This window comes from Tardiphaga sp. 215_C5_N2_1 (genome assembly GCF_052076055.1).
Classification (GTDB): domain Bacteria; phylum Pseudomonadota; class Alphaproteobacteria; order Rhizobiales; family Xanthobacteraceae; genus Tardiphaga; species Tardiphaga robiniae.
The window spans coordinates 1,481,847-1,504,628 of the sequence record NZ_CP197240.1; the positions used below are offsets into that span (position 1 = coordinate 1,481,847).

At 61.5% G+C, this 22,782-nt stretch carries 22 protein-coding genes; 16 read left to right on the forward strand and 6 right to left on the reverse strand.

Going from position 1 to position 22,782, the window contains the following annotated elements; translation table 11 throughout:
- Window positions 1-8 precede the first annotated feature (8 nt).
- Window positions 9-1,211, reverse strand: coding sequence for a pyridoxal phosphate-dependent aminotransferase (locus AB7828_RS06955; RefSeq protein ID WP_441229768.1), 1,203 nt, complete (start codon window positions 1,209-1,211; stop codon window positions 9-11).
- A 114-nt stretch (window positions 1,212-1,325) separates the two neighbouring features.
- Here AB7828_RS06955 and AB7828_RS06960 point away from each other — a divergent pair, with 114 nt between their 5' ends.
- The 4 genes from AB7828_RS06960 to AB7828_RS06975 all read left to right on the forward strand — a co-directional run bounded on the left by AB7828_RS06960 (window position 1,326) and on the right by AB7828_RS06975 (window position 5,788).
- Entirely contained in the window at window positions 1,326-2,738 is a 1,413-nt protein-coding gene (locus AB7828_RS06960) for a M48 family metalloprotease (protein ID WP_439062663.1), read from the forward strand.
- Window positions 2,739-2,852: 114 nt separating this feature from the next.
- On the forward strand, window positions 2,853-3,701 hold the full coding sequence (locus tag AB7828_RS06965) for a DUF3313 family protein (protein WP_441229769.1): 849 nt from the start codon (window positions 2,853-2,855) through the stop codon (window positions 3,699-3,701).
- Between the two features lie 105 nt (window positions 3,702-3,806).
- Entirely contained in the window at window positions 3,807-4,532 is a 726-nt protein-coding gene (locus AB7828_RS06970; protein WP_089264118.1) for a response regulator, read from the forward strand.
- Entirely contained in the window at window positions 4,529-5,788 is a 1,260-nt protein-coding gene (locus AB7828_RS06975; protein ID WP_441229770.1) for an ATP-binding protein, read from the forward strand. Before AB7828_RS06970 ends, AB7828_RS06975 begins: the two co-directional genes overlap by 4 nt.
- Window positions 5,789-6,028: 240 nt before the next feature.
- On the opposite strand, the gene AB7828_RS06980 is transcribed toward AB7828_RS06975, so the two are convergent.
- Both AB7828_RS06980 and AB7828_RS06985 read right to left on the reverse strand, forming a co-directional pair.
- The gene (locus AB7828_RS06980) at window positions 6,029-7,156 is read right to left on the reverse strand and encodes a patatin-like phospholipase family protein (protein ID WP_441229771.1); all 1,128 of its coding nucleotides are present in this window, start codon (window positions 7,154-7,156) and stop codon (window positions 6,029-6,031) included.
- Window positions 7,157-7,267: 111 nt separating this feature from the next.
- Window positions 7,268-8,485, reverse strand: coding sequence for an adenylate/guanylate cyclase domain-containing protein (locus tag AB7828_RS06985; RefSeq protein WP_441229772.1), 1,218 nt, complete (start codon window positions 8,483-8,485; stop codon window positions 7,268-7,270).
- A gap of 105 nt (window positions 8,486-8,590) precedes the next feature.
- Between AB7828_RS06985 and AB7828_RS06990 the strand changes: the two genes are divergently transcribed.
- From AB7828_RS06990 to AB7828_RS07000, 3 genes are all read left to right on the forward strand, one after another.
- Window positions 8,591-9,850: a GGDEF domain-containing protein gene (locus tag AB7828_RS06990; RefSeq protein ID WP_441229773.1), complete on the forward strand. Its 1,260-nt coding sequence runs from the start codon at window positions 8,591-8,593 to the stop codon at window positions 9,848-9,850.
- 133 nt (window positions 9,851-9,983) lie between these two features.
- Window positions 9,984-10,766 carry a DsbA family protein gene (locus AB7828_RS06995; protein WP_093758397.1) on the forward strand — a complete coding sequence of 261 codons (783 nt, stop codon included), beginning with the start codon at window positions 9,984-9,986 and terminating at the stop codon, window positions 10,764-10,766.
- Between the two features lie 197 nt (window positions 10,767-10,963).
- Window positions 10,964-11,872, forward strand: coding sequence for a cation diffusion facilitator family transporter (locus AB7828_RS07000; protein ID WP_089264113.1), 909 nt, complete (start codon window positions 10,964-10,966; stop codon window positions 11,870-11,872).
- Window position 11,873: 1 nt separating this feature from the next.
- Here AB7828_RS07000 and AB7828_RS07005 read toward each other — a convergent pair whose 3' ends face one another.
- Both AB7828_RS07005 and AB7828_RS07010 read right to left on the reverse strand, forming a co-directional pair.
- Window positions 11,874-13,898, reverse strand: a complete 2,025-nt coding sequence (locus AB7828_RS07005) for a pyrroloquinoline quinone-dependent dehydrogenase (RefSeq protein ID WP_441229774.1) — start codon at window positions 13,896-13,898, stop codon at window positions 11,874-11,876.
- A 141-nt stretch (window positions 13,899-14,039) separates the two neighbouring features.
- Window positions 14,040-14,207 carry a hypothetical protein gene (locus AB7828_RS07010; protein WP_441229775.1) on the reverse strand — a complete coding sequence of 56 codons (168 nt, stop codon included), beginning with the start codon at window positions 14,205-14,207 and terminating at the stop codon, window positions 14,040-14,042.
- A 134-nt stretch (window positions 14,208-14,341) separates the two neighbouring features.
- Here AB7828_RS07010 and AB7828_RS07015 point away from each other — a divergent pair, with 134 nt between their 5' ends.
- From AB7828_RS07015 to AB7828_RS07055, 9 genes are all read left to right on the forward strand, one after another.
- Window positions 14,342-14,548, forward strand: a complete 207-nt coding sequence (locus AB7828_RS07015; RefSeq protein ID WP_184516984.1) for a DUF6894 family protein — start codon at window positions 14,342-14,344, stop codon at window positions 14,546-14,548.
- Window positions 14,549-14,661: 113 nt separating this feature from the next.
- On the forward strand, window positions 14,662-15,399 hold the full coding sequence (locus AB7828_RS07020) for a DUF1236 domain-containing protein (protein ID WP_441229776.1): 738 nt from the start codon (window positions 14,662-14,664) through the stop codon (window positions 15,397-15,399).
- 288 nt (window positions 15,400-15,687) lie between these two features.
- Entirely contained in the window at window positions 15,688-16,155 is a 468-nt protein-coding gene (gene aroQ / locus AB7828_RS07025) for a type II 3-dehydroquinate dehydratase (protein WP_093758393.1), read from the forward strand.
- Window positions 16,156-16,206: 51 nt separating this feature from the next.
- Window positions 16,207-16,701, forward strand: a complete 495-nt coding sequence (gene accB / locus AB7828_RS07030) for an acetyl-CoA carboxylase biotin carboxyl carrier protein (protein WP_089264108.1) — start codon at window positions 16,207-16,209, stop codon at window positions 16,699-16,701.
- A 30-nt stretch (window positions 16,702-16,731) separates the two neighbouring features.
- Window positions 16,732-18,084 carry an acetyl-CoA carboxylase biotin carboxylase subunit gene (accC, locus tag AB7828_RS07035; RefSeq protein ID WP_120289360.1) on the forward strand — a complete coding sequence of 451 codons (1,353 nt, stop codon included), beginning with the start codon at window positions 16,732-16,734 and terminating at the stop codon, window positions 18,082-18,084.
- Between the two features lie 114 nt (window positions 18,085-18,198).
- On the forward strand, window positions 18,199-19,722 hold the full coding sequence (locus AB7828_RS07040; RefSeq protein ID WP_309946020.1) for a sensor histidine kinase: 1,524 nt from the start codon (window positions 18,199-18,201) through the stop codon (window positions 19,720-19,722).
- Window positions 19,719-20,159 (forward strand): response regulator, encoded by a 441-nt coding sequence (locus AB7828_RS07045; protein WP_089264105.1) that lies wholly within the window; start codon window positions 19,719-19,721, stop codon window positions 20,157-20,159. The genes AB7828_RS07040 and AB7828_RS07045 overlap by 4 nt, the downstream gene beginning before the upstream one ends.
- Entirely contained in the window at window positions 20,156-21,250 is a 1,095-nt protein-coding gene (locus tag AB7828_RS07050; RefSeq protein ID WP_089264104.1) for a response regulator, read from the forward strand. The genes AB7828_RS07045 and AB7828_RS07050 overlap by 4 nt, the downstream gene beginning before the upstream one ends.
- Window positions 21,251-21,397: 147 nt before the next feature.
- Window positions 21,398-22,237, forward strand: coding sequence for a metallophosphoesterase family protein (locus AB7828_RS07055; protein WP_093758389.1), 840 nt, complete (start codon window positions 21,398-21,400; stop codon window positions 22,235-22,237).
- Here AB7828_RS07055 and AB7828_RS07060 read toward each other — a convergent pair.
- Window positions 22,164-22,661, reverse strand: coding sequence for a Crp/Fnr family transcriptional regulator (locus AB7828_RS07060; protein ID WP_309946016.1), 498 nt, complete (start codon window positions 22,659-22,661; stop codon window positions 22,164-22,166). The genes AB7828_RS07055 and AB7828_RS07060 overlap by 74 nt on opposite strands.
- Window positions 22,662-22,782 lie beyond the last annotated feature (121 nt).

The following is a 22,782-nucleotide window of genomic DNA, read 5'->3' on the forward strand; positions in this document are numbered from 1 at the left end:
GGGCTCGCTCACTTCGGACCACCCTGCCCGAGCCATTTTTTGATCCGCGCGACCGCCTCATGCATGTCCTCGGTCGAGCTCGCATACGAAAAGCGAATATAGGACTTGCCGTGGATCGGATCGAAGTCGCTGCCGGGCGTTGCCGCGACATGCGCCTGTTCCAGCATCTGCTTGGCGAAATCGAAGCTGTCAGCGGTGAATTTCGACACGTCTGCATAGAGATAGAAGGCGCCATCGGCCGGCAGGAAGTCCGTGAGGCCGGCTTGCGGCAATCCTGCGGTCAGGATGCGGCGGTTCTCCTGATAACCATGCTTGATATCTTCCATCTGCGCATGACCGTCGAACGCAGCTTCTGCCGCAATCTGCGACAGTGTCGGCACCGAGATCGACAGGTTCTGCTGCAGCCGTTCCATGGACCGCACCAGCGGCTTGGGCACCACCATCCAGCCGACGCGCCATCCGGTCATGCAAAAGTATTTCGAGAAGGAATTGATGACCAGCGCGTTCGGCGACAGCTCGGCCGCGGTCACTGCGGGAAATGCGTAATCGAGGCCGTGATAGATTTCGTCGGAGATGAAACGAATGCCGGCGTCATCGGCCGCGTGGATCAGGCTGGTGAGCGCTTCACGCGACATCATGGTGCCCGTAGGATTGGCCGGACTCGCGACCAGCACGCCCTTCAGCGGCTTCTCGCGATGCGCGGCGAGCAAATCCTCGGCAGTCAGAGCGTGCCGCTTGTCGGCATGGGTCTCGATCAGCACCGGCTCGCAGCCCAGCGCGGTGAGGATGTGCCGATACGGCGGATAGCCGGGCACGGTGACGGCGACGCGGTCGCCGGGCTCGAACAGGGCCAGGAAGGACAGGATGAACGCGCCGGAGGAGCCGGTGGTCACCACGATCTGCTCCGGATCGACCGTACAACCATAGACGTCGCGATAATGCCTGGAGATACGCGCACGCAGCGACGGGGTGCCAAGCGCAGCGGTATATTCGATCCGCCCGTGCGCCAGTGCAGCCTGTGCAGCCTCGATGGCCACCTTGGGCGCGGGCGCTGCCGGCTGCCCGACTTCCATGTGAATCACATGCCCGCCAGCGGCCTCGATCCGCGCCGCGGCGGCCATCACATCCATCACCATGAACGGGGGAACATCGCTGCGTCCGGACGCCGCAAGAAGGCTGTGTGCCCGGGTTTTGAGGATCGTATCTGGCATGGAAATCTGCTATCTGCGCGGCGTTATGCACGTTACGGCATGGGAGCAACGCCGCGCTCCCGCCGCAATATTTGACTTGTTAGGGCTTATATCGAATCCGAACCTCGGCCAATGATGAAAGACCTGCAGCTGCAGCCTAAAAGGGCTGCATCTCGATTGTTCTCGAAGCTGACCACGCTGCTGACCGCGGCGGCGCTGACGCTGACGCCAATGGCCGCCCATGCGCAGCAAGGCGACGCTCCGCGCCTGCTGCGCGACGCCGAGATCGAACAGCTGCTGCGCGACTATACGCGCCCGATCCTGCGCGCCGCAGGCCTCGAAAAGCAAAACATCCAGGTCGTCATCATCAACAACGCCAGCTTCAATGCCTTTGTCGCTGACGGTCGCCGCATCTTCGTCAATCACGGCGCGCTGATGCAGTCACAGACGCCGAACCAGTTGATCGGCGTACTCGCCCACGAAACCGGCCATCTCGCCGGCGGCCATCTGTCGAAGCTGCGCGAGCGCATGGCGCAGGCGCAGACCCAGATGATCGTGGCGATGCTGCTCGGCGTCGGCGCCATGGCGGCCGGAGCGCGCGGCGGCAACTCCAATGGTGCTGCCGGCAATATCGGCGCCGCAGCGGTCGCCGCGCCGCAAGCGATGATGATGAATACGATGCTGTCCTATCAGCGGCAGCAGGAAGAAAACGCCGATCGCGCCGGCGTCAAATTCCTGAACCAGACCGGCCAATCGTCCAAGGGCATGTACGAGACGTTCCAGCGCTTCGGCACCGACAGCCTGTTCGCAGCACGCGGAAGCGACCCGTATATGATGTCGCATCCGATGCCTCGAGAGCGCGTTGCCGCCCTCGAGGAACTCGCGAAGTCGAGTCCCTATTGGGACAAGAAGGACGATCCCGCCCTGATGCTGCGCCACGAGTTGATGCGCGCCAAGACCGCCGGCTTCATGGAGCAGCGCGACACGGTATTGCGGCGCTATCCGCCGTCCGACACCAGCCTGCCCGCGCAATATGCCCGCGCCATCGCCACCTATCGCCATGGCGATCTGCGCGTGGCTGTCGAGCAGATCGATGCGCTGATCAAGGCGCAGCCTAACAATCCATATTTCTACGAGTTACGCGGCCAGGCGCTGCTCGAAGGCGGCAAGCCCAACGAGGCGATTGCGCCGCTGCGCCGTGCGGTGCAGCTCTCCAACAACGCGCCACTGATCGAGATGATGCTCGGCCAGGCGCTCGTCGCCTCCGACAACAAGGCCTATACCGACGAGGCGATCCGCATCCTGCGCACTGCCGTGGCGCGTGAGAGTGAAGCGCCCGTCGGCTACATGCAGCTCGCCATGGCCTATGGCCGCAAGGGCGAACTCGCAGAGGCCGACCTGGCGTCGGCCCAGGCCGCCTTCCTTCGCGGCGACAACAAGACCGCCCGCGACCTTGCCTCGCGCGCCAAGGCGCGGTTTGCCGTGGGCACGCCCGGCTGGGTCAAGGCCGATGACATCATCGCCGCGAAAATGCCGGGCAAGAACTAGCGCGCCTCCCTCTGCAATGTTCTGAAACAAATGGCGGCTGATCCGTAATCTTTCGCAATGTGGCTGACAATTTGTCTCCGTACGCAGTGTCCCTGACTATTGGGGGACATCTCTATGCGCGCGAACGCCATCAACCACGTGTTGAAACTGATATGCCTGCACGCTCTGACAGCAACTGTCGCTGGATGCGCCACGGCGCAGCTGGAGACATCAGGGTCTCTCGCCTCGTATAACGACCTCGCGCCGGCCGACGGCATCACTACCAAGTCCAAGATGCGCGTCGACAAGGCCGGTGTCCTGGCGGCCAGGAGTGTCAGCATCATACCCACGTCATTCTCTCATGCCGCATCTCGAGCCGCCCTCACCGACAAGCAACGTCGCGTCATCGCGAATGCTGTCGACCGTTCCGTCTGTATCGGACTGAGCGACCGCTTCAATGTGGTCCCATCCGGGCAACCCGCCGACCTGACGGTGCATGTCACCGTGACGCGTGTGACCGTCACCGATCCGAATGTCGCTGGGGCCGCCAAGGTTGCCTCCGCCGCACCTATGTTCATCAGTGCAGGCTTTCCCATCGTCGTGCCCCGAATCCCGTACGGCATGGGCGGCCTGTCGGTCGAGGCGGAAGCCCGCGACGTACAAGGCCAGCAGAAAGCGGCATTCGTCTGGGCCCGCGATGCCGACATGTTGACGAGCACGCCGCGCGTTGCGGCATCCGGCGATGCCTACGATCTGGCGGGCGAGTTCGGCGCAGATTTCAGCAAGCTCCTCATTACCGGTGAAAATCCGTTCGACAAGAAGCTGTCTGCGCCCAGTATGCAGCGCGTGAATTCGGCCCTTGGGGGGAAGCCCAAATACGCCGCCTGTGATGCTTTCGGGCGCACCGGCGTTTCCGCCTTCATCGGCGGGAAAATGGGAGCACCTCCCGAGTGGAATGACGACGCGATGCCGGTGACGGAATGACCGGACATGCATGACAGTGATTACCGTCCCTCTGCCCAAGACAGCTATGCTACAACATCAGCAGTCACGTTGAACGAACAACCGCCTGGAGCCGGATGCCGCCCAATGCAGACCATGTCTCACATCCTCATCGTCGATGACGATCTTGCAATACGAAAACTGCTGGGACGCTATCTGACCGAACAAGGCTACCGCGTATCCATCGCCTCCGACCAGCGAACGATGAAGGAAGCGCTGCAGACCAACGAGGTCAGCCTGATCGTTCTCGATGTCCTGCTCCCCGATGGGTCGGGGCTCGATATCTGCCGCGATCTTCGGCGGGAGGGCTCCGAGATACCCGTCATCCTGTTGACGGCGCTGAAGGAGGATGTCGACCGGATCATCGGCCTCGAAATCGGCGCGGACGACTATCTCGGCAAGCCGTTCAATCCGCGCGAGTTGCTCGCCCGCATCCGCGCGGTTCTTCGTCGCAAGGTGACGCAGGACATCCAGCTCTCCCAGGTGCTCGAACATCACTTCGGCAGATTTAAACTCCATCCCGGCGCGCGGCAGTTGCTGGACGAAAACGGGCAGCCGTTCGATCTCACGACAGCTGAATTTGAACTGTTGCTCGTGCTCGTCAGACGGCCGGGTCGCCTACTCTCGCGTGATCAGTTGATCGAACTGACGAACCGCAGCTCCGACGACGTGTTCGATCGCTCGATCGACGTGTTGATGAGCAGGTTGCGCAAGAAGCTTGGCGACAATGATGATTTCCAGTTGATCAAAACCGTGCGCAACGGCGGTTACATTTTCTCGGCACGCGTTGAAACCATTGGCGCAGACACATGAACTCCATACGCATTCGATTTTCCTTGATGCTGGTGGGCTCGGTCCTCTGTGTGGTGATCCTGGCCAGCGCCGTGATGTCGCAAATGATACTCGGGCTGGTCGAAAAGGATTTTCGTGACGGATTGACGTCTCGCGTCGCTGCATTTTCCAACAGCATCACCTTTCGCGGAAACGATGCAGTCTTTCATCTTCAGACGGCGCCCATCGAGGGAAAGCTTCTGGAAGCGCCGACCAAGCTTCTGCAGGAAGCATTTCAGAAATCGCAAGCCAATTTCGACATTTTCGTCAAGCAAACGCCGGATGGCCAACGATGGGCGTCCATCAAGATGGGCCCCGGCTGGCTGAGCTGGCCCATACGCGAGCACGCGCCGCCTCCTGAAGTGTGGTGGGGCCTCGCCGGCTGGATGGTACTGATCACGGTTGGCGTCATCGGGGTTGCTCTTACGGTCGCCCATCAGACGACGAACCAGCTCAAATTGCTGCAGAGCATGGCGATGTCCGTTGGCAAGGACGGCGTGCTGCCCGTGCTCAAAGAAGAAGGGTCTATCGAAATCAAGGCAACCGCTCAGGCACTGAACATGATGGGCGCAAGTCTGAAAAAAGCGATGGACAGCAAGATCAGACTTGTGGCTGCCGCAGGGCACGATTTGCGGACACCCATGACACGCATGCGTCTGCGCGCCGAATTTCTCAACGAACGAGAGCGTGAGGAGTGGCTGCATGACCTCGATGAAATGGATCATATTGCCGACAGCGCCATCCAGCTCGTTCGGGAAGAGACCGTCGGAAAAGGCACCGAACACGTCAGACTCGACGAACTCGTCGGGGACGTTTGTGCCGAACTCACCCTGATCAAGATGCGGGTGACAATTGCCGGACTCGATCACAGCAGCGTCAAGATCTCACCGCTCGCACTCAAGCGCGCCCTACGCAATCTCATCATCAATGCTGCGACCCATGGCGGCGGCGCCATCGTAAGCCTGCGCGTTCACGATCGCCGCGCTGTCGTCCTGATCGATGACAACGGTCCCGGCATTCCCGAACAATTCCTGGCAAGTGCCTTCGAACCGTTCTTTCGCGCCGATCCGGCCCGCCGCCAGTCAATCCCCGGCGCCGGGCTCGGCCTGGCCATCGCCAAGGAAATTGTCGAACGACAGGGAGGCACGCTCGAGATCGAGAACCGGCAACCTCACGGGTTAAGGCAGACGCTTTCCATTGAGATCGATATCGCGAACGTATCGTCGGTCGCAGCCTGAACGACGCGCTCGCCATGCGACCACACGGTGCCGCTGCAGACCATCACTGAAGAATGATCCTTCGTAAGCAACACCTGTTCAGCCGGACCACAGGATCATCGCGATCCCGAAAACGAGCAACGGATAATACGCAACCTCCACGCTCAGGAATGCGATGTCTTTTGTACGAGACCAGAGGCGCCGAACGGATATCCGTATTCGGGAGCGTTCCAAGGACGCTGTTGGAGCGATACGACACATCTAGCTACCCTGCCCCCTCAACCCTTCCAGGTTCGATTGAAATCCACTGGCCGAACCGCCCCTGGCACGACCGTAGGCGTAGAGCTCTTTCATATAATCAGTATCGAAATTGGTTGGATCGCTCGTGGTGAGCTTGCCCGCATCGATGGCCGTTGCTTTGAAATCCCAGTTGTTGCGTTTGCAGAAATCGTATGTCGCGATCATCGCATTGCGCGTATTGGCCTTCACCGAGGTCTGAAACGAGCGCGCCACGATCGGAAGCGTCAGATCCGACGTATAGGATGCGTCGGGCGACAGCTTGCCGTTAACGATCACGAAGACCCGAGACTTCGTAGCCAGCGATCCCGCATGGGCCGTCAACACGCTTTCCGGCGCAGCCAGAATATTCGATGTCACGCCGCCATCGACATGCATCTCGGAATACATGTTTCCGCCGGACTCGACGGCGATCAAGGCCGGCGGGAAAATCCCGGGGATAGCGGCTGACGCAGCGAGAACATTCCGGAACAACTCATAGCGGCCAGAACTATCGCTGCTTGCGATCTCCCCCATATTCCAGAGCGTCGTCCCTTGGGTGTCGAGGTTCGTGGTGGCCACGATGAGCATCTTGCCCTTGCGATACCGTGCGCCGACCGCATCGATGATCCGATCATCGGCATATTTCGAGATGAGGTCTTTCATCGGCCCCGCCTTGAAGACGCCCGATCCAACAACGGCGTTGATCCCCGCGATACGCATCAGATTTTCAGTAGCGCCGCTGGTGAAGATCGCTTCGAGACGGCCGTCATAGCCCGGGCCGAGAAACGCGAATGGCGCAATCAGGGCGCCAACGCTGGAGCCGGTGACGATATCGAACTCGGGGCGCAGTCCGGAGTCGGACCAGCCTTGCAGGAATCCTGCGCCATAGGAGCCGTCAGCGCCGCCGCCGGACAAGGCAAGAATGGTGAGCGGTGCGGCACCGCGCCGCGATCCCGCGAAGATGCGATAGCCTTCGTCGGGCGATATCCTGGCCAACGGAATGTGCGGGATCGTCGCGCGCGCGCTTGCGATCAGCGGAGCGCGCGGCAGCGACGCACAGGCCGACAGCAGCAGCGCCGTGCAAATAATGGGAAGCGTCGCGCGAGGCATCACGCGAGCTCTGCAACGATCAAAGTGAATCTTGAATACTGGGCCATGCGGGTTTCCATGTCCGGAAACTCTTGCACGGTTGATTTGCCATTTGTTTGCGCGTTTATTTCATTATGTTTCGTGCGGCGGCTGCAAACCGAATGCGACAATTCCATCCACGCGTCCACGAATGGGAAGATGACCGAGTGCGCTGACCGTGAATGGCGGCGCCGAGGCAAAGCAATCCATCGCCGCCTTCGATGCGACAAAGCCGCCCTCTACACCACGACTGAGCTCTTCCAGCCGCGAGGCGGTGTTCATGACGTCGCCATTGAAGACGATCGCACGTTTGACGTCGCCGATTTCGCCGATGATCACCGGCCCGAAATGCAGGCTGCCGCGAATGCGGGGCGCTGCGCCAAACTCGCGTTCAAACTGCCCCGCTTTGCGCACCAGTTCGTCGCGCATGGCGATGAAGCAGCGCAACGGACGGCAATCGACCGCACCGTCCCGCTTCGTCCAGGTCACGATCATCTCGTCGCCGACATAGGCGAGCACCTCGCCACGATAATCGACGACCGGGAGCGATAGCAGGCGAAAGGTCCGATCGAGGAAACGGTGGATACCGACGCCACCAAGTTGCTCGGCCAAGCTGGTCGAGCCCGCAATATCCACGAACAAGACGAAACGCTCTTCCTCGACCGGCGTGTGATAGCGCCCGGTGAAGAAGTTCAACAACGCGCGTCTGCCGACGAGATTGGTGATTGCCAAAGCCAGATTGACGACGATGGAGACGACGACCGAATAGACCAGGCTCGACCAGAACGTATCCTCCGCGATCTCGACCGTCCGCCCGATCAGCACATCCGCAAGCCGAAACCATTGCACGGCCAAAATCACGACGGCGTAGAACGCGCTCTTGATCAGGAAGTTGGCGGTGAACGAGCGACCGCTCAGCCAGATCCGGATCGGACCATCGGCCACCATGATTTCGAAGCCGCCCAGAACCGTGCTGATCACCAATCCGATGACGAGCCCGGGCAGAATGGGCAGATCATGGGTGGCACTGAACGCCACGCCGGCCGCGCCGCCAGCAGCTATGATCGTCGTGAGGACCCTTAGTTTCCGTTCAAGCCTGGCGTTCATGGTCCCTCCCATCGGCACAGCCGACGGGAGGGGGTATATCAGATCGTCCGAGGGAGGGCTGGCACGGGCCGATGGCAAACGTTGCCCGCCTGCGGCGGCCTCACCGGGCCCTGCCGTGCACGCCGATATGATCTTCATCCTTTTACAACCACCCCAAGCTTCTCGCCGGCAGCGGTCAGGTTCCGTTAACGGAACTCGCTGCATTTAGTGAAAATGGATGCGCTCATCGCGTCCGGCGGGGAGACCAATGCAGCCATCGGAGCACGAAACCGCACACAGCGGCGTCACACGCACGTGGGACCGGCGGCAATGAGCACGACGACCATCTTCTGGTTCACGCTCGCCAACTTCCTGTCATCAGGTCTCGTCTGGGCCTATGTCGCACGCTGCTATCCGAACTTCGTCCCGGCCCGCTACTGGAGCGCCGCTTCACTGAGCGCGTCGATCGGCCCTGCTCTCGGCCTGCTGTTTCCCAATCCCGTCGGCCTGCTGTTCGCCGCGCAGATGACAGTTCTCGCTTTCTGTCTGTCAGAGGTCGGTATCCGCCGCTTTTACGACAGGCCTACATCCTGGATCGCCACCGCTCTGGTGATTTCCGCGAGCCTGTCCGGATTCCTGTTCTTCAGACTGGTCCTCGACGAATATGCGATGCGCGTTGTCGTCTACTCGCTGAGCCAGGGCGTTCCCGTGGCGCTGACGCTACCGCTGCTACTGTCGCGTGATCATCGGCGCAGCAATCACGGCGCACGGATGGCCGGCTACCTCTCGATTCTCTTGCTTGTTGCTTTTGCCTGCCGCGCGATCGCCGCGCTGCTTCATCTGGGCGGCAGCGAGACGACCATGGTGACGGTCGATGCGGTACAGGCCGGCTTCATGCTGGTGGCGGCATTCCTCGCCATGACATGGAATTACGGACTGCTGATGATGGCCATCGACCGCCTGCGTGGCGACGCAGCCGAACTGGCGCTGATCGACGATCTGACCGGCGCCGGCAATCGCCGCCGCCTGTTGCAGCGGATGGACGAGGAATGTGCGATGGCGCGGCGGACCGCACGCCCATACGCACTGCTGGCGATCGACCTCGACGGCTTCAAGGCGGTCAATGATGGCTTCGGTCACAGCGCCGGCGACGACTGCCTGAAGCAATTCGCCCAAGCGGCGCAAGATCAGTTGCGCCCCGGCGATACGCTGGCCCGATGCGGCGGCGACGAGTTCTGCATCGTGCTGCCCGACACCGACCTGCAGCAGGCCGGCGAGATCGCGCGGCGCGTGCTGGCGGCCTGCCCGCGACAATTTGGCAATGCCGGACACACAGTGAGGACTCTATCCGCCTCCATCGGCGTCGCGCAGTGGTCCCCCGACCTCATCGCCTCCCCAGAGCGATTGATGGCGGCTGCCGATCACGCCCTGTATCAGGCCAAACACAGCGGCAAGAACCGGGTCGTGCTCTATGAGCCCGCACCACCGCTGGCACCGATCTTCGATGACGAGATCGGAAGCGCTCCCTTGCCGGCACCGCATGCCCTCACTGCAATGACCGGGCCGGATCACCACCATTCCGGCTTCTGAGACCTGCGGCGCCATGATGAATTGCGCGTGACCGCCTTCACAAATAACGCGTATTTCGCCCTCAAAATGCTAAGCAGCTTCCCGAATGACACTTGGCTTTCTGACTCGGCCTTTTCCAAAGGATAATTTGCCCATGCCTTCGTTCCGTTTTCTCGCCTCCGCCGGCCCGGCCCTGGCTTTGGCCCTCGCGCTGTGTGGCGCGCCCGCGGTCGCATCGGCGCAGACGTTCAATGACGCCCAGCGCGGCGAGATCCAGAAGATCATCAAGGACTACCTGATCACCCATCCGGAAATTCTCGAAGAGGTCTCGGCCGAGTTGACCAAGCGTCAGGCCCAGGCTGAAGCCGAGAAGCATCAGGCTGCGATCGCCGCGAACGCAAACACCATCTTCAACTCGCCACGCGGCGTCGTCGTCGGCAACAAGGATGGCGACGTCACCTTCGTCGAGTTCTTCGATTACAATTGCGGCTACTGCAAGCGCGCCATGGACGACATGGTCGGCATCATGAAGAACGATCCGAAGCTCAAGGTCGTGCTGAAGGAATTCCCGGTGCTCGGGCCCGGCTCGGTTGAAGCCGCCCAGGTTGCTGTTGCCGTGCGCATGCAGGACCCGACCGGCAAGAAGTATCTCGACTTCCACCAGAAGCTGTTGAGCGGCCGCGGCCAGGCCGACAAGGCCCGCGCCTTGGCAGCGGCCAAGGAAGCAGGTCTCGACGTCGCCAGACTGGAAAAGGACATGGCCAGCCCGGAAGTGCGCGCGACCATCGAAGAGAACTTCAAGCTCGCGGAATCCATGGGCATGAACGGCACGCCGAGCTACGTCATCGGCAAGCAGGTGATCATCGGTGCCGTCGGCGCAGACGCGCTGAAGGAGAAGATCAATCAGGCCCGCTGCGGCAAGGCGCTCTGTTCGTAAATCCAGACACCGGCAGGGTGATTCATACCATCGCCCGCGCCGACACGAACATCTCGGAAATATGACAAACCGGCTGCATCGCAGCCGGTTTTTTATTTATCTTGCGGTAGCGGTCAAAGCGGCTGAACGCCATCTGTGATAGGGTAACCTATCCCCAACGGTAAAAGGATGCAGCGGACACCCCGCCTAAGTTCCCAATGTTGACCGATACCAAACAGGAGCAGCGGCTCCTGAAGATTTCGATTTACGTCACGCTTCTCATTTCATTTGCCAGCATCGCTTTCGGGCTCGCCATCAGTTCGCGCGCCATCGCCTTCGACGGTTTTTACACGTTGATCGACGCAGCCATGACCGGCGTTGCATTGCTGACCGCAAGACTGATCAGCAGAGGCGAAGACGACCGCTTCCAGTATGGCTACTGGCACCTTGAACCAATCCTCGCGCTGATCAACGGCACGGTGCTCAGCTTCGCCTGCGCCTATGCCTTCATCGACGGCCTTAACGGGCTGATCACCGGCGGTCGCGCCATCGAATTCGGCCCCGGCGCTATCTTCGCCGCGGTGGCGGGTGCCATCAGCTTCGGCATGAGCATCTATATCCGCCGCTCGGCCGGCGAACACGGCTCGCAACTGCTCGACATCGATGCCCGTGCCTGGCTGATGGGCGGTGTACTCAGTCTGGCGGTCTGCATAAGCTTCCTGCTCGGAGCGGTGATGGCGAAGACTCCTGCAGCGGCCTATGCGCCGCTGGTCGATCCGCTGATCCTGCTGGTGGTTGCGATCTGCCTGCTGCCGTTTCCGCTCTCGACGATCTGGAATGCCGGGCGCGACATCCTGCAGGTCGCACCGAGCGATCTCGACGAGGAGGTTCGCGAGCTCGCGCAATCGATCGCGCACAAGCACGGCTTCAGCGACTGCAGCTCGCATGTGATGCGCTCCGGCCGCCAGCAATTCATCGAGATCGGGCTGGTGGCACCGTCCGGCGAGATCAGCAAAACCTTCGCCGAACTTGACGCCATCCGCGCCGAGATCGCTTTGGCCATGGGCGGCCTCAGCCCGGGTTATTGGCTGACAGTGGACTTCACCGCCGACAAGCGCTGGGTGTAAGTCACATCAGCGCTTTGTGCCGAACACGCCAGGCTAGAACAAAGGCAAGAGACAGGACGAGCAACGCGCCAAGCACGATCGCGCCGGCGCGAAGCCGGCCGCCGGGACGATCGATGTATAGCGAGCGTAGCGATGGCGCCTCTCCGTCGCGCGCAAGACGAAACGCCACGACGCTGTCGCCGATCGAGGTGCCTACTTCCGAATGGCCACCGGCGGCGATGACCACATATTGCTCTCCATTCGCGGCGTAAGTCATCGGATTGGCGACGCCGGGCACTGGCAGTCGCCCCTGCCAGAGTTCGGCGCCAGTCTTCGCATCATACGCACGCAAGTAGGCATCCATCGCGCCGGTGAAGATCACGCCGCCGCGCGTGGCCAGAAGACCGTTGACCAGCGGCATGCCGGTGGCCAGTGCGAGCCCCAGTGGCGCGGTGTCCTCGCTGGTGCCGACCTTCGACTCCCACAGCACTTTGCCCGCCTTGAGGTCCACCGCAACCATCGCGCCCCATGGCGGCTTGTTGCAGGGCATGCCGAGCGGCGACGTTACAAGCGCCCGCGTCATAGCAAAAGGCGCGCCGCGCTGCGCGCCGAAATCGACACCGGCCGGCGGCCTGTAGTTCTGCGCCTCGGCGCGTGGGATCAGCGTCACCCGATGCACAGCTCGGCTCGTATTGGCATAGAGCACCTGCCGAACAGGATCGAAGGAAACGCCGCCCCAGTTGACGCCGCCACCGGTCATCGGAAACAGCAAGGTGCCGGCCCCCGTCGCAGGTGGCGTGTAGAGGCCTTCGTTGCGTCCATTGGCCAGTTCATCCCGGCACTTGCCGCGATCCCAGAATGTCACGCCAAAGGCGTCATCCGGTGTTACGCGTTGCGGCACCAACGTCGGAAGATGCGTGGGAAAGGGCTGCGTCGGCGACAGCGCTTCGCCCTCGACGCCGCCTTGCGGAACGGCCCTCTCCTCCACCGGCCAGATCGGCGTGCCGCTGCTGCGATCCAGCACGAACAGAAAGCCCTGCTTGGTCCCCTGGATCACGACGTCGCGCGGACCGCTTGCCAGATCGATGCGGGCCAGCGTCGGCTGCGCCGGCACGTCGTAGTCCCAGACATCGTGATGCACGGTCTGGAACGACCAGACCAGTTCACCCGTGTCGATCTTCAGCGCAACGACCGAATTGGCGTGCGCATTGTTACCGGGCCGCTTGCCGCCCCAGAAATCGGGACTGGGCGACGATGAGGGCAGAAACAGCAATCCGCGTTCGTCATCCGCCGACATCGGCGCCCAGACATTGGCGTGCCCGGCTTCGATACCGTCATGGACCAGCGGATCCCACGACCATCGCGGCGCGCCGCTGCGCACATCGAACGCGCGGACGGTCCCTTTGGGCGCGCTCACACGCCGATTGTCGGCGAGTGCAGAACCGACCACGACGACGTCGCGCCCGACCACCGGCGGCGATGTGATCTGAAATTCACCGGGGCCATCAAGCGGCATTCCCGGGTCGAGCTTGACCTCACCCTGCGCGCCGAAGTCGGCACATGGCAGTCCGGTCGCGGCATCCAGCGCAATGACACGGGCATCGTTGGTACCCATGAAGATGCGGCTGCGACAGATAGCGCCAGATGCTGCGCGATCGTCACGCCAATAGGCGACGCCGCGGCACACCCATCGATTGGCCGGACGCACATCCGCTGCGACCCGCGCATCAAAACACCACTTCTGCCGACCGCTAGCAGGATCGAGTGCAATCACCTCGTTGAATGGCGTACAGAAGACGAGGCTGTCTTCGACCAGGAGCGGCGTCGCTTCGAACTTGGTGCGCGCCATCTGCGCAGGTGTGCGACGCAGGAGATCGCCAGTCTGGAAGCGCCAAGCCTCGATCAGGCGGCCGACATTGTCGGAGGTGATCTGCTCAAGCGGCGCAAAGCGAGAGCCACCACGGTCGCCACCCCAATGCTCCCATCCGAGCGCGGGCACAGCCGACAAGACTACCAGCGCCAGGATTCCTCCAATCCAATTCCTCATCAAAGCACAGCTCCGCAGATCCCGACTGACATGACCTGATGTTAGTCGTTGAGCCTGCCCTGTCCATGTCGAACGCATAGTAAAGAGGCCGGCTGCGTAACAGCCGGCCTCTTTGAAACTCGATAAATATTATAGCGATGGTTACGCGATGTTCTCGATTGTCGTCTCGCCGTCCTCCGGGCGCTGCTCAAAGCGCGATAGCTTGTTTGCCGTATTTTCCAGGACGCCGGCGACAAAATCGGACACCGAATTCTCGATCGGCGCCGCTTCCGCTATCTTCTGAACGATCATCTCCACAAAGGCAGGCATCGCATTTTCCTTATTCGATGGTGCAATGCACGTGCTGCCATTTGGTTCCGGCTGAGACCGTCTTCATTCCATTTCCGACTTAGGAACATCCCCAACGGTGGTGGATTGCCCTTTACGGAGGAGGAGAAAGAGCAATGCCAAAATATCATTTCGAGATTGTCGATGGTTTCCGGCTTGAGGACCCCATAGGTCTGGATTGTAGCGACGACACGCAAGCCAGGGATGTCGCCAAGAATATTGCTCATCAAATCGCAGTTGATATCGCAGGCGACTGTGACCGGAAGGTCGTCGTCATCGATGACAACGGCGATGAAGTCTACAAGACGAAGATCAAGCCCTGACGCGGCGTGACGTATACTCAAGCCTAACAAAAGCAATGGAACTACACTTTCTCAGGAACATCCCTCCGCCAATGCCGTTGTACGGCGGGCAATGCATCGCGAGGAGAACCAAGATGAACAACCGTTTATTGATGAGCGTCGCCGCCGCTGCACTGATTGCAGGTTCGGGTTTGGCTAGCGCGCAAAATCCCGGCGGCGCAGGAGCTGCAACGTCGGGTGGTGGCGCCGGAGGTGCCGGAATGACCCGTGAGGCGCCGGCGGGCGGTGCTGCACGTAGCGGCGCAACGAGCGCGCCCGCAGGCGGCGCGGCTGCTGATCGTGCTGCGCCGGCCGAACGCAACGCACCAGTCAACAAGGACGAAGCGACCGACACCACCAACAAGTCCGAGCAGAAGCCGGCGGTGAAGTCGACGCAGTCCGACGACAAGATGCAGCGCGACGACAAGCGTACGCCCGACTCGACCCGTGACAGCGGAAAAGCCGGCACGGATATGAAGGCCGATTCCAAGTCGACCGACTCCAAGTCAGGTGCCGACACCAAGTCGACATCGACGGAGACCAAGTCGACCACGACCACCGGTCAGGCCGGCGCGGGCGCCAAGCTGACCACCGAGCAGCGCACCAAGGTCACCACGGTCATCAAGCAGCAAAATATCCAGCCGGTGACCAATGTGAACTTCTCGATCTCGGTCGGCACCCGTGTGCCGCGCGAGGTCCGCTTCCACCCGCTTCCGGCTGAGATCATCACCGTCTATCCGGATTGGCGCGGCTATGAGTTCTTCCTGGTTCGCAACGAGATTATCGTCGTGAACCCGCGGACACTCGAAATCGTCGCAGTCATCGACGCCTAAGGCGGGTCATCTGATGTGACACCCGGGCGGGCTCGAAAGGGTCCGCCCGTTTGCTATCCGGAACGCTCCGCCCCTGTCGTGAGCCGGCAGATTGCCGGAATGGCGCCAGTGGCTTTAACCTTGGTTAATAAGCATTTTCCACAGGTTCCATCGGGCTTTTTATGAATTGGGTGAGGTATTTGACTGGGGGAACCGGGGGTCTAGAGGCTTCCCCTCCGCAGTCAGGTTACCTATAACCCCCGCAGAACGGCGCCCACCCGCGCCCATTGCGATTGCCCGGGATGTCCGATGGCCAATACCACGACCAACACCATCTACGTGCTCAACGGCCCCAACCTCAACCTGCTGGGAATCCGCGAGCCGGACACCTATGGGCATGCAACTCTGGCCGATGTCGAGAAGTTGTGCGTGACCACGGCCGCGCAATATGGCCTGACCGCAGATTGCCGGCAGTCCAATAGCGAGAGCGAGCTCATCGGCTATATCCATCAGGCCCGCGAGAAACACGTGGCCGGCATCGTGATCAATGGCGGCGCTTATTCGCACACCTCGATCGCCCTGCATGACGCCATCGTCGGTGTGCGCATTCCCACCGTGGAAGTGCATGTCAGCAACGTCTACACCCGCGAAAGCTTCCGCCACCATTCCTTCATCGCCAAGGCAGCCTTTGCCAGCCTCTGCGGCTTCGGCATCGAGGGCTATCGCCTTGCCATCAGCGGCCTCGCCGCAAAAATCGGTGCCAACGCCATCGCGTGACGCGCCCGCTCCGCTCATTATTCGTCTTTCACTTCAGACATTGGATTGCCCATGGCCCGCAAGCCTGACGACACACAGACCGCAACGCCGAAAGCCAGCAACGATAGCGGCATGATCCGCGAACTGGCGCTGCTGCTGGATGAAACCAACCTCACCGAGATCGAGGTCGAGCGCGCCGGTCTGCGCGTGCGCGTCGCGCGTAACATCAGCGTTGCTGCCGCTGTGCCGGCTTATGCGCCCGCACCGGCTGCTGCACCCGCGCCTGTCGCCGCAGCTGCTGCCGCACCGGCCGCCGCCGACATGACCAAGCATCCCGGCGCTGTGCCCTCGCCGATGGTCGGCACCGTCTACCGCGCCCCGGAGCCGGGCAAGCCGGCCTTCATCGAAGTCGGCGCCAAGGTTGCTGCCGGACAGACTTTGGTCATCATCGAGGCGATGAAGACCATGAACCAGATCCCGGCACCGCGGGCCGGTACCGTGACGCAGATCCTGATCGAAGACGGCTCGCCGGTCGAATACGGCGAAGCGCTGGTCATCATCGAGTAACACCACAACGTCCTCTGACTTCGGAACGCCATGTTCGAGAAAATCCTGATCGCCAACCGCGGCGAGATCGCATTGCGCATCCTGCGGGCCTGCAAGGAGCTCGGTATCGCGACCGTGGCCGTGCATTCAACTGCGGATGCCGACGCCATGCATGTGCGCCTTGCTGACGAGAGCGTGTGCATCGGCCCGCCAGCTTCGAAAGACAGCTACCTTAACATTCCGTCGCTGCTCGCCGCCTGTGAGATCACCGGCGCAGATGCGGTGCATCCCGGTTACGGCTTCCTGTCCGAGAATGCGCGGTTCGCCGAGATCCTCGCCGACCATAATCTGAAGTTCATCGGCCCCAAGGCCGAGCACATCCGTCTGATGGGCGACAAGATCGAGGCCAAGAAGACCGCCAAGCGGCTCGGCATCCCCGTCGTGCCCGGCTCGGACGGCGGCGTCGGCCCCGAAGACGATGCCATAGCGATAGCCCGCGAGATCGGTTTCCCGGTCCTCGTCAAGGCAGCCGCCGGCGGCGGCGGCCGGGGTATGAAGGTCGCGCAGACCGAAGCCGATCTGCTGATGGCGCTGTCCACTGCCTCGAACGAGGCCAAGGCTGCGTTCGGCGACGCGTCGGTCTATCTCGAAAAGTACTTGCAGAAGCCGCGCCACATCGAAATTCAGGTGCTCGGCGACGGCCGCGGCGGTGCGCTGCATCTCGGCGAGCGTGACTGCTCGCTGCAGCGCCGGCACCAGAAGGTCTGGGAGGAAGGCCCTTCGCCGATCCTGTCACCGGAAGCGCGCGCCAGGATCGGCGGCATCTGCGCCAAGGCGATGCAGGACATGCAGTATCTCGGCGTTGGCACCATCGAGTTCTTGTACGAGGATGGCGAGTTCTATTTCATCGAAATGAACACCCGTATCCAAGTCGAACATCCCGTCACCGAGATGATCACCGACATCGATCTCGTGCTGGAGCAGATCCGCATCGCCGCCGGTGGCGACCTGCCCTGCACCCAGGAAGAGGTCAACATCATCGGCCATTCCATTGAGTGCCGTATCAATGCCGAGAACCCGGAAACCTTCCGGCCCTCGCCCGGCACGATCACCCAGTATCACGCCCCCGGCGGCCTCGGCGTCCGCATCGATTCCGCGGTCTATCAGGGTTACAAGATCCCGCCTTACTACGACTCGCTGGTGGGCAAGCTGATCGTCCACGGCAAGAACCGGCCGGAATGCCTGATGCGGCTGCGCCGGGCCTTGGACGAGATCGTCGTGGACGGCGTCGAGACGACCCTGCCGCTGTTCCGGGCCCTGGCCCGGGAAAGCGACATTATCGAGGGCGACTACCACATCCACTGGCTGGAACAGTATCTGGCCGGCAAGGCTCCCAAGACCTGAAACATTTGGGATCAGCTGGAACCAATCGCCTCGATCCGGGTTTTTGTGCTGCCGGGAGACGTTCGGCGGCGGGGGCCATATTGAAGTCCAATCTGCAATCCAAGCGAGTACTACGTGACCGCTGACGCCGCCCGCAGGCGAGCGCTATGGCAAATCCTGGTGCTCTTGGCGGGATTGCTGGTGCTTGCCGCCATCAGCGCGGCCTCCGTTATCCTGGTGAACCAGGCACGTGACGATTCCAGGTGGGTGGTCCACACCGTCGAAGTCCAGAACCAGATATCGAACCTGCTGCTGGAAATCCGCCGGACCGAAAGCGCGACCCGCGCCTATCTGCTGTCCAGCGGTCCACAATTCCTTTCCGAATACGAAACCTCGGCGGCAGCGATCCTGCCGGCCGTCGACAGACTGGTGGCCCTCGCCAACGACAATCCGGCACAGGTCGCCAACACGGTCAAACTGCGTGCAGCCGTCGAGCAGCGACTGGCGGAATTCGCCAGGGGGATCGACCGCATCAAGAACAACGATATCCAGTCGAGCATCGACATCCTTCGTCGCGGCGGCGCCAATCAGGCCGTTCAGGACATCGCCGATATCACCCGCGCGATGCGCGCCGAAGAAGGCCGCCTGTTTGTCGAACGCACCCGGACGGCCGACCAGAGTCAGCAATGGGCCTCGTTAGTCACCGTGGCCGGCTCCGGTCTGGTGGTACTCTTGGCGGCGCTGTCGATCTTCCTCGTGCGCCGCTCGTCAAACGCCCGCGATGAGGCGGAGGCCAGGTTGCGCGACAGCAACATCGACCTCGAAGCCGCCGTTGAGGAGCGCACCGCCGACTTGCGCGAAGCCAACGACGAGCTGCAGCGCTTCTCCTATATCGTCAGCCACGACCTGCGCTCGCCGCTGGTTAACATCATGGGCTTCACCAGCGAGCTCGAAGAGCTGCGCGGCGATATCTTCAGGCGCATCGCAACGCTCGCCAATGCAGACCCCGTCGTGGCCGATGTGAACGGCGAATTGCCGGAGCCGGCGCTGCCCGAACAGGACAAGCAACTCTCCGCCGATTTCACCGAAGCGCTCGGCTTCATCAAATCGTCGATCGGGAAGATGGACCGCTTGATCAGCGCTATTCTCAATCTGACCCGCGAGGGCCGGCGGGAGTTCAAGCCGGTGAAGATCGACACCCGCGAACTCATCGAAGGCATCGCTTCAACTGTAGCGCATCAGGCAGCCGAGACCGAAACCCAGATCCGCATCGAGCCATTGCCTGACATCGAGAGCGATCGTCTCGCAATGGAACAGATCTTCGGCAACCTGATCGACAATGCGCTGAAATATCTGAAGCCCGGCGTCCCTGGCGACATTCTCGTCAAGGGCCGCACCAAGATGGGCTTTGCGATCTTCGAGATCATCGACAACGGCCGCGGCATCGATCCCCGGGATCATCAGCGCATCTTTGATCTTTTCCGCCGTGCGGGTACACAGGACAAGCCCGGCCAGGGCATCGGACTGGCCCATGTGCGCGCTTTGGTGCGACGAATGGGCGGCACCATGTCGGTGTCATCGGAACTCGGCAACGGCAGCAACTTCACCGTCACGCTGCCGGCCAGATGGACGGGGCATAACCGGGATAAACAAACATGAGTAAGCCAGTCACCATCATTATGATCGAGGACGACGAGGGTCACGCCCGTCTGATCGAACGCAATATCAGGCGCTCGGGTGTCAATAATGAGATCATCCCGTTCACCAACGGTACAGACGCCGTCAACTACCTGTTCGGCAAGGATAGCACTGGCCTCGATCACAAGGGCGAAGCCCTGCTGATTCTGCTCGACCTCAACCTGCCCGACATGACCGGGATCGATATCCTGAAGCGGGTCAAAGAGAACGAATTTCTCAAATGTGCGCCCGTCGTGGTCCTCACCACCACCGACGATGCGCAGGAAATCAAGCGCTGCTACGAGCTCGGATGTAACGTCTACATCACCAAGCCCGTGAACTACGAGAGCTTCGCCAACGCGATCCGCCAACTCGGTCTGTTTTTCTCCGTCATTCAGGTTCCACAAGCGTCCACATGACATCTGCCACGACGCCTACGCTGCTGTATATCGATGACGACGCAGGTCTTGCGCGGCTGGTGTCGCGCGGCCTGACGCGGCAGGGCTTTGGCGTCGAGCATTGCGACAATGGCGAAGCCGGTATCGAACGGATCAAGCAGGGTGGCATCGACGTCATCGCGCTCGATCAATACATGCCAGGCCTCGACGGGTTGGAAACGCTTGAGCAGATCCAGAAACTGCCCTCGCCGCCCCCGGTGGTGTTCGTCACGGCGTCGCAGGACAGCAAGATTGCCGTGACCGCCCTCAAGGCGGGTGCCGCCGACTATCTGGTGAAGGACACCCAGGGCGACTTCCTGCCGCTGCTGCATGTCGCCTGCACGACCGCCATCAAACAGGCCCTGATATCAAAGGCACGCGACGACGCCGAAGCCGAAGTCCACGCGTCGCGCGATCGTTATGCGGCCCTTGCAGCCGAGCGCGAGGTGTTGCTGCGCGAGGTCAATCACCGCGTCGGCAACTCGCTGCAGATCATCGCCTCGCTGCTGCATCTGCAGGCCAACTCAACCAGCGAAGATCACGTCAAGGTGGCGCTGACCAACGCCATGGGCCGGGTCGCCGCCGTGGCGCAGGTCCATCGCCGGCTGTACACCTCGCACGACCTCAACAGCGTGCTGCTCAATCAGTATCTCGAAGCGCTGCTGGAAGATCTCCGCCGCTCGGCCGAAGGCAACCGGATGTCGCGCCTGACGCTGAAAGCTGAGTCCGTCGAGATCGACCCGGACCGCGCCGTCGCCATCGGCATCATTGTCAACGAGCTGGTGATGAACGCCGTCAAATACGCCTATCCCGACGGAGCCGGCCCGATCCATGTCGTTCTCACCGCGCAGGGCGACCAACTCGAACTGTCGATCACTGACGATGGCGTCGGCCTCAACGTGAAAGTCGATCCGCGCTCCACCGGCATGGGCCAGCGGATCGTCAATGCCATGGCCAGCAAGCTCGAAGCCTCCGTCGAGCGGGATCCCGACCATACCGGCACCCGCATCGTGCTGCGGTTCTGTGCCGTCACCAAGCCCGCGGCCAAGCCGCCTGTGAGTGCGGCGGGCTAGGCCTGCCTGCGCTGCGGCCGCGCCTTAAACACCCCCAACCTGCACAAATATGCCGCGCCCGTTCGCCTTGCGCGGTTCCATCGCATGCCTAGACTGCACCTTTCAGTCTGCTGATATTTCTCTTTCTTTCCGGACCTCGGATTTCATATGCGCTGCCTTGTCGTAGCCGATCTCCACTATTCGCTGCCCCAGTTCGACTGGCTACTCAGCGTCGCGCCGCAATTCGACCTCGTGATCTTTGCTGGCGACGCTCTTGATATCGCCTCAGTCGTCGACTTCCGCGCTCAAATCTTGGTGGTGAAAAAGTATCTCGGCCTGCTTGCCCAACGCACCAAGGTGATCCTGTGCTCTGGCAATCACGATCTCGACGAACGCAACGATGAAGGCGAGAAGATCGCGCGATGGGTTGGCGATGTCAGACAACTCGGCATTGCTTGTGATGGTGACAGTCTCACCATCGGTGATACGCTCTTCACGGTTTGCCCATGGTGGGACGGTCCGCTGGTGCAGCAGCGTATCGTGCAACAACTCAGCGAAGCATCCGCACAAAGCGCAAAACGCTGGATCTGGGTCCATCACGCACCGCCGACCAACTCGCCGACGAGCTGGGGCGGCAAGCGTTACTTCGGCGATGTCGAACTGGTGCAATGGATCGAGGCGCATCGGCCCGCGATGGTGATCTCAGGCCACGTGCATGAGTCTCCGTTTGTCCAAGACGGCTCATGGTACGACCGGATTGGTGAGACCTGGGTGTTCAATGCAGGCCGACAGTTCGGTCGGCCGCCAACTTACATCGTGCTCGACCTCGATGACGGCACAGCATTCTGGCTATCGGCGGAAGGCGCTGACCATATCGATCTGAACGCTCCGCTGCAGCGTCCGGCGTTACCGATCAAGGTCGCGCCCGCATGGCTCACATCCGTGGATCGTTGTGTCGATCCGAGCCCCGATCCGAACCTGGTGACACCTTCGTCGGCGACAGGTTGACCATGTTGTCCAGGAGCTCGCCGACCATCGACAGATGCGTACCATGGCCGGCATATTGCTGCTTGATATCGGCAAGATAGCTCGTCGCCACATTGAGCCGCTGCGCCAGCAGCCGCGCGATCATCAGCGCGACGGTCGGGTGATCCCGCAAGAAATCCGTCGCATTCTCGAATTCATAGACTTGCGTCTCCATCGCGGCGCGCACGGTCGCGGTATGCGGCTGTTCGAGGAGCACCGACATTTCACCGACCACAGCACCGGGTTCGGTCAAACTCGCAACCACCGTGTCGCCCTTGACGACATCGAGCTGCCCTTCGATCAGCACGAACAAATGCCCGCTTGTCTGTCCTTCCCGGATGATCGTATCGCCCGCCGCAACGCTGTGCTTCACGCCATCGCTGCAATGATCCAGAACGGCGCGCATATCAGGCACTCCAACATGGTTGATAAAGCGTATGCTGGCCATGACGATCGCGTGACACAAGGCCCGAATGCGCCGAAATTGTCGGCAACCGGCGCATATTGGGTGCGTCGGAGCTTGCGAG

Coding starts and splice junctions, on each gene's coding strand:
- AB7828_RS07055 (WP_093758389.1), top strand. CDS start 21,398: ATGCGCTGCCTTGTCGTAGCCGATCTCCACTATTCGCTGCCCCAGTTC.
- accB (WP_089264108.1), top strand. CDS start 16,207: ATGGCCCGCAAGCCTGACGACACACAGACCGCAACGCCGAAAGCCAGC.
- AB7828_RS07045 (WP_089264105.1), top strand. CDS start 19,719: ATGAGTAAGCCAGTCACCATCATTATGATCGAGGACGACGAGGGTCAC.
- AB7828_RS07020 (WP_441229776.1), top strand. CDS start 14,662: ATGAACAACCGTTTATTGATGAGCGTCGCCGCCGCTGCACTGATTGCA.
- AB7828_RS06955 (WP_441229768.1), bottom strand. CDS start 1,211: ATGCCAGATACGATCCTCAAAACCCGGGCACACAGCCTTCTTGCGGCG.
- AB7828_RS06960 (WP_439062663.1), top strand. CDS start 1,326: ATGAAAGACCTGCAGCTGCAGCCTAAAAGGGCTGCATCTCGATTGTTC.
- AB7828_RS07010 (WP_441229775.1), bottom strand. CDS start 14,207: ATGCCTGCCTTTGTGGAGATGATCGTTCAGAAGATAGCGGAAGCGGCG.
- aroQ (WP_093758393.1), top strand. CDS start 15,688: ATGGCCAATACCACGACCAACACCATCTACGTGCTCAACGGCCCCAAC.
- AB7828_RS06980 (WP_441229771.1), bottom strand. CDS start 7,156: ATGCCTCGCGCGACGCTTCCCATTATTTGCACGGCGCTGCTGCTGTCG.
- AB7828_RS06975 (WP_441229770.1), top strand. CDS start 4,529: ATGAACTCCATACGCATTCGATTTTCCTTGATGCTGGTGGGCTCGGTC.
- accC (WP_120289360.1), top strand. CDS start 16,732: ATGTTCGAGAAAATCCTGATCGCCAACCGCGGCGAGATCGCATTGCGC.
- AB7828_RS06995 (WP_093758397.1), top strand. CDS start 9,984: ATGCCTTCGTTCCGTTTTCTCGCCTCCGCCGGCCCGGCCCTGGCTTTG.
- AB7828_RS07005 (WP_441229774.1), bottom strand. CDS start 13,898: ATGAGGAATTGGATTGGAGGAATCCTGGCGCTGGTAGTCTTGTCGGCT.
- AB7828_RS06965 (WP_441229769.1), top strand. CDS start 2,853: ATGCGCGCGAACGCCATCAACCACGTGTTGAAACTGATATGCCTGCAC.
- AB7828_RS07000 (WP_089264113.1), top strand. CDS start 10,964: ATGTTGACCGATACCAAACAGGAGCAGCGGCTCCTGAAGATTTCGATT.
- AB7828_RS06985 (WP_441229772.1), bottom strand. CDS start 8,485: ATGCAGCGAGTTCCGTTAACGGAACCTGACCGCTGCCGGCGAGAAGCT.
- AB7828_RS07060 (WP_309946016.1), bottom strand. CDS start 22,661: ATGCGCGCCGTTCTGGATCATTGCAGCGATGGCGTGAAGCACAGCGTT.
- AB7828_RS07050 (WP_089264104.1), top strand. CDS start 20,156: ATGACATCTGCCACGACGCCTACGCTGCTGTATATCGATGACGACGCA.
- AB7828_RS06990 (WP_441229773.1), top strand. CDS start 8,591: ATGAGCACGACGACCATCTTCTGGTTCACGCTCGCCAACTTCCTGTCA.
- AB7828_RS07015 (WP_184516984.1), top strand. CDS start 14,342: ATGCCAAAATATCATTTCGAGATTGTCGATGGTTTCCGGCTTGAGGAC.
- AB7828_RS06970 (WP_089264118.1), top strand. CDS start 3,807: ATGCAGACCATGTCTCACATCCTCATCGTCGATGACGATCTTGCAATA.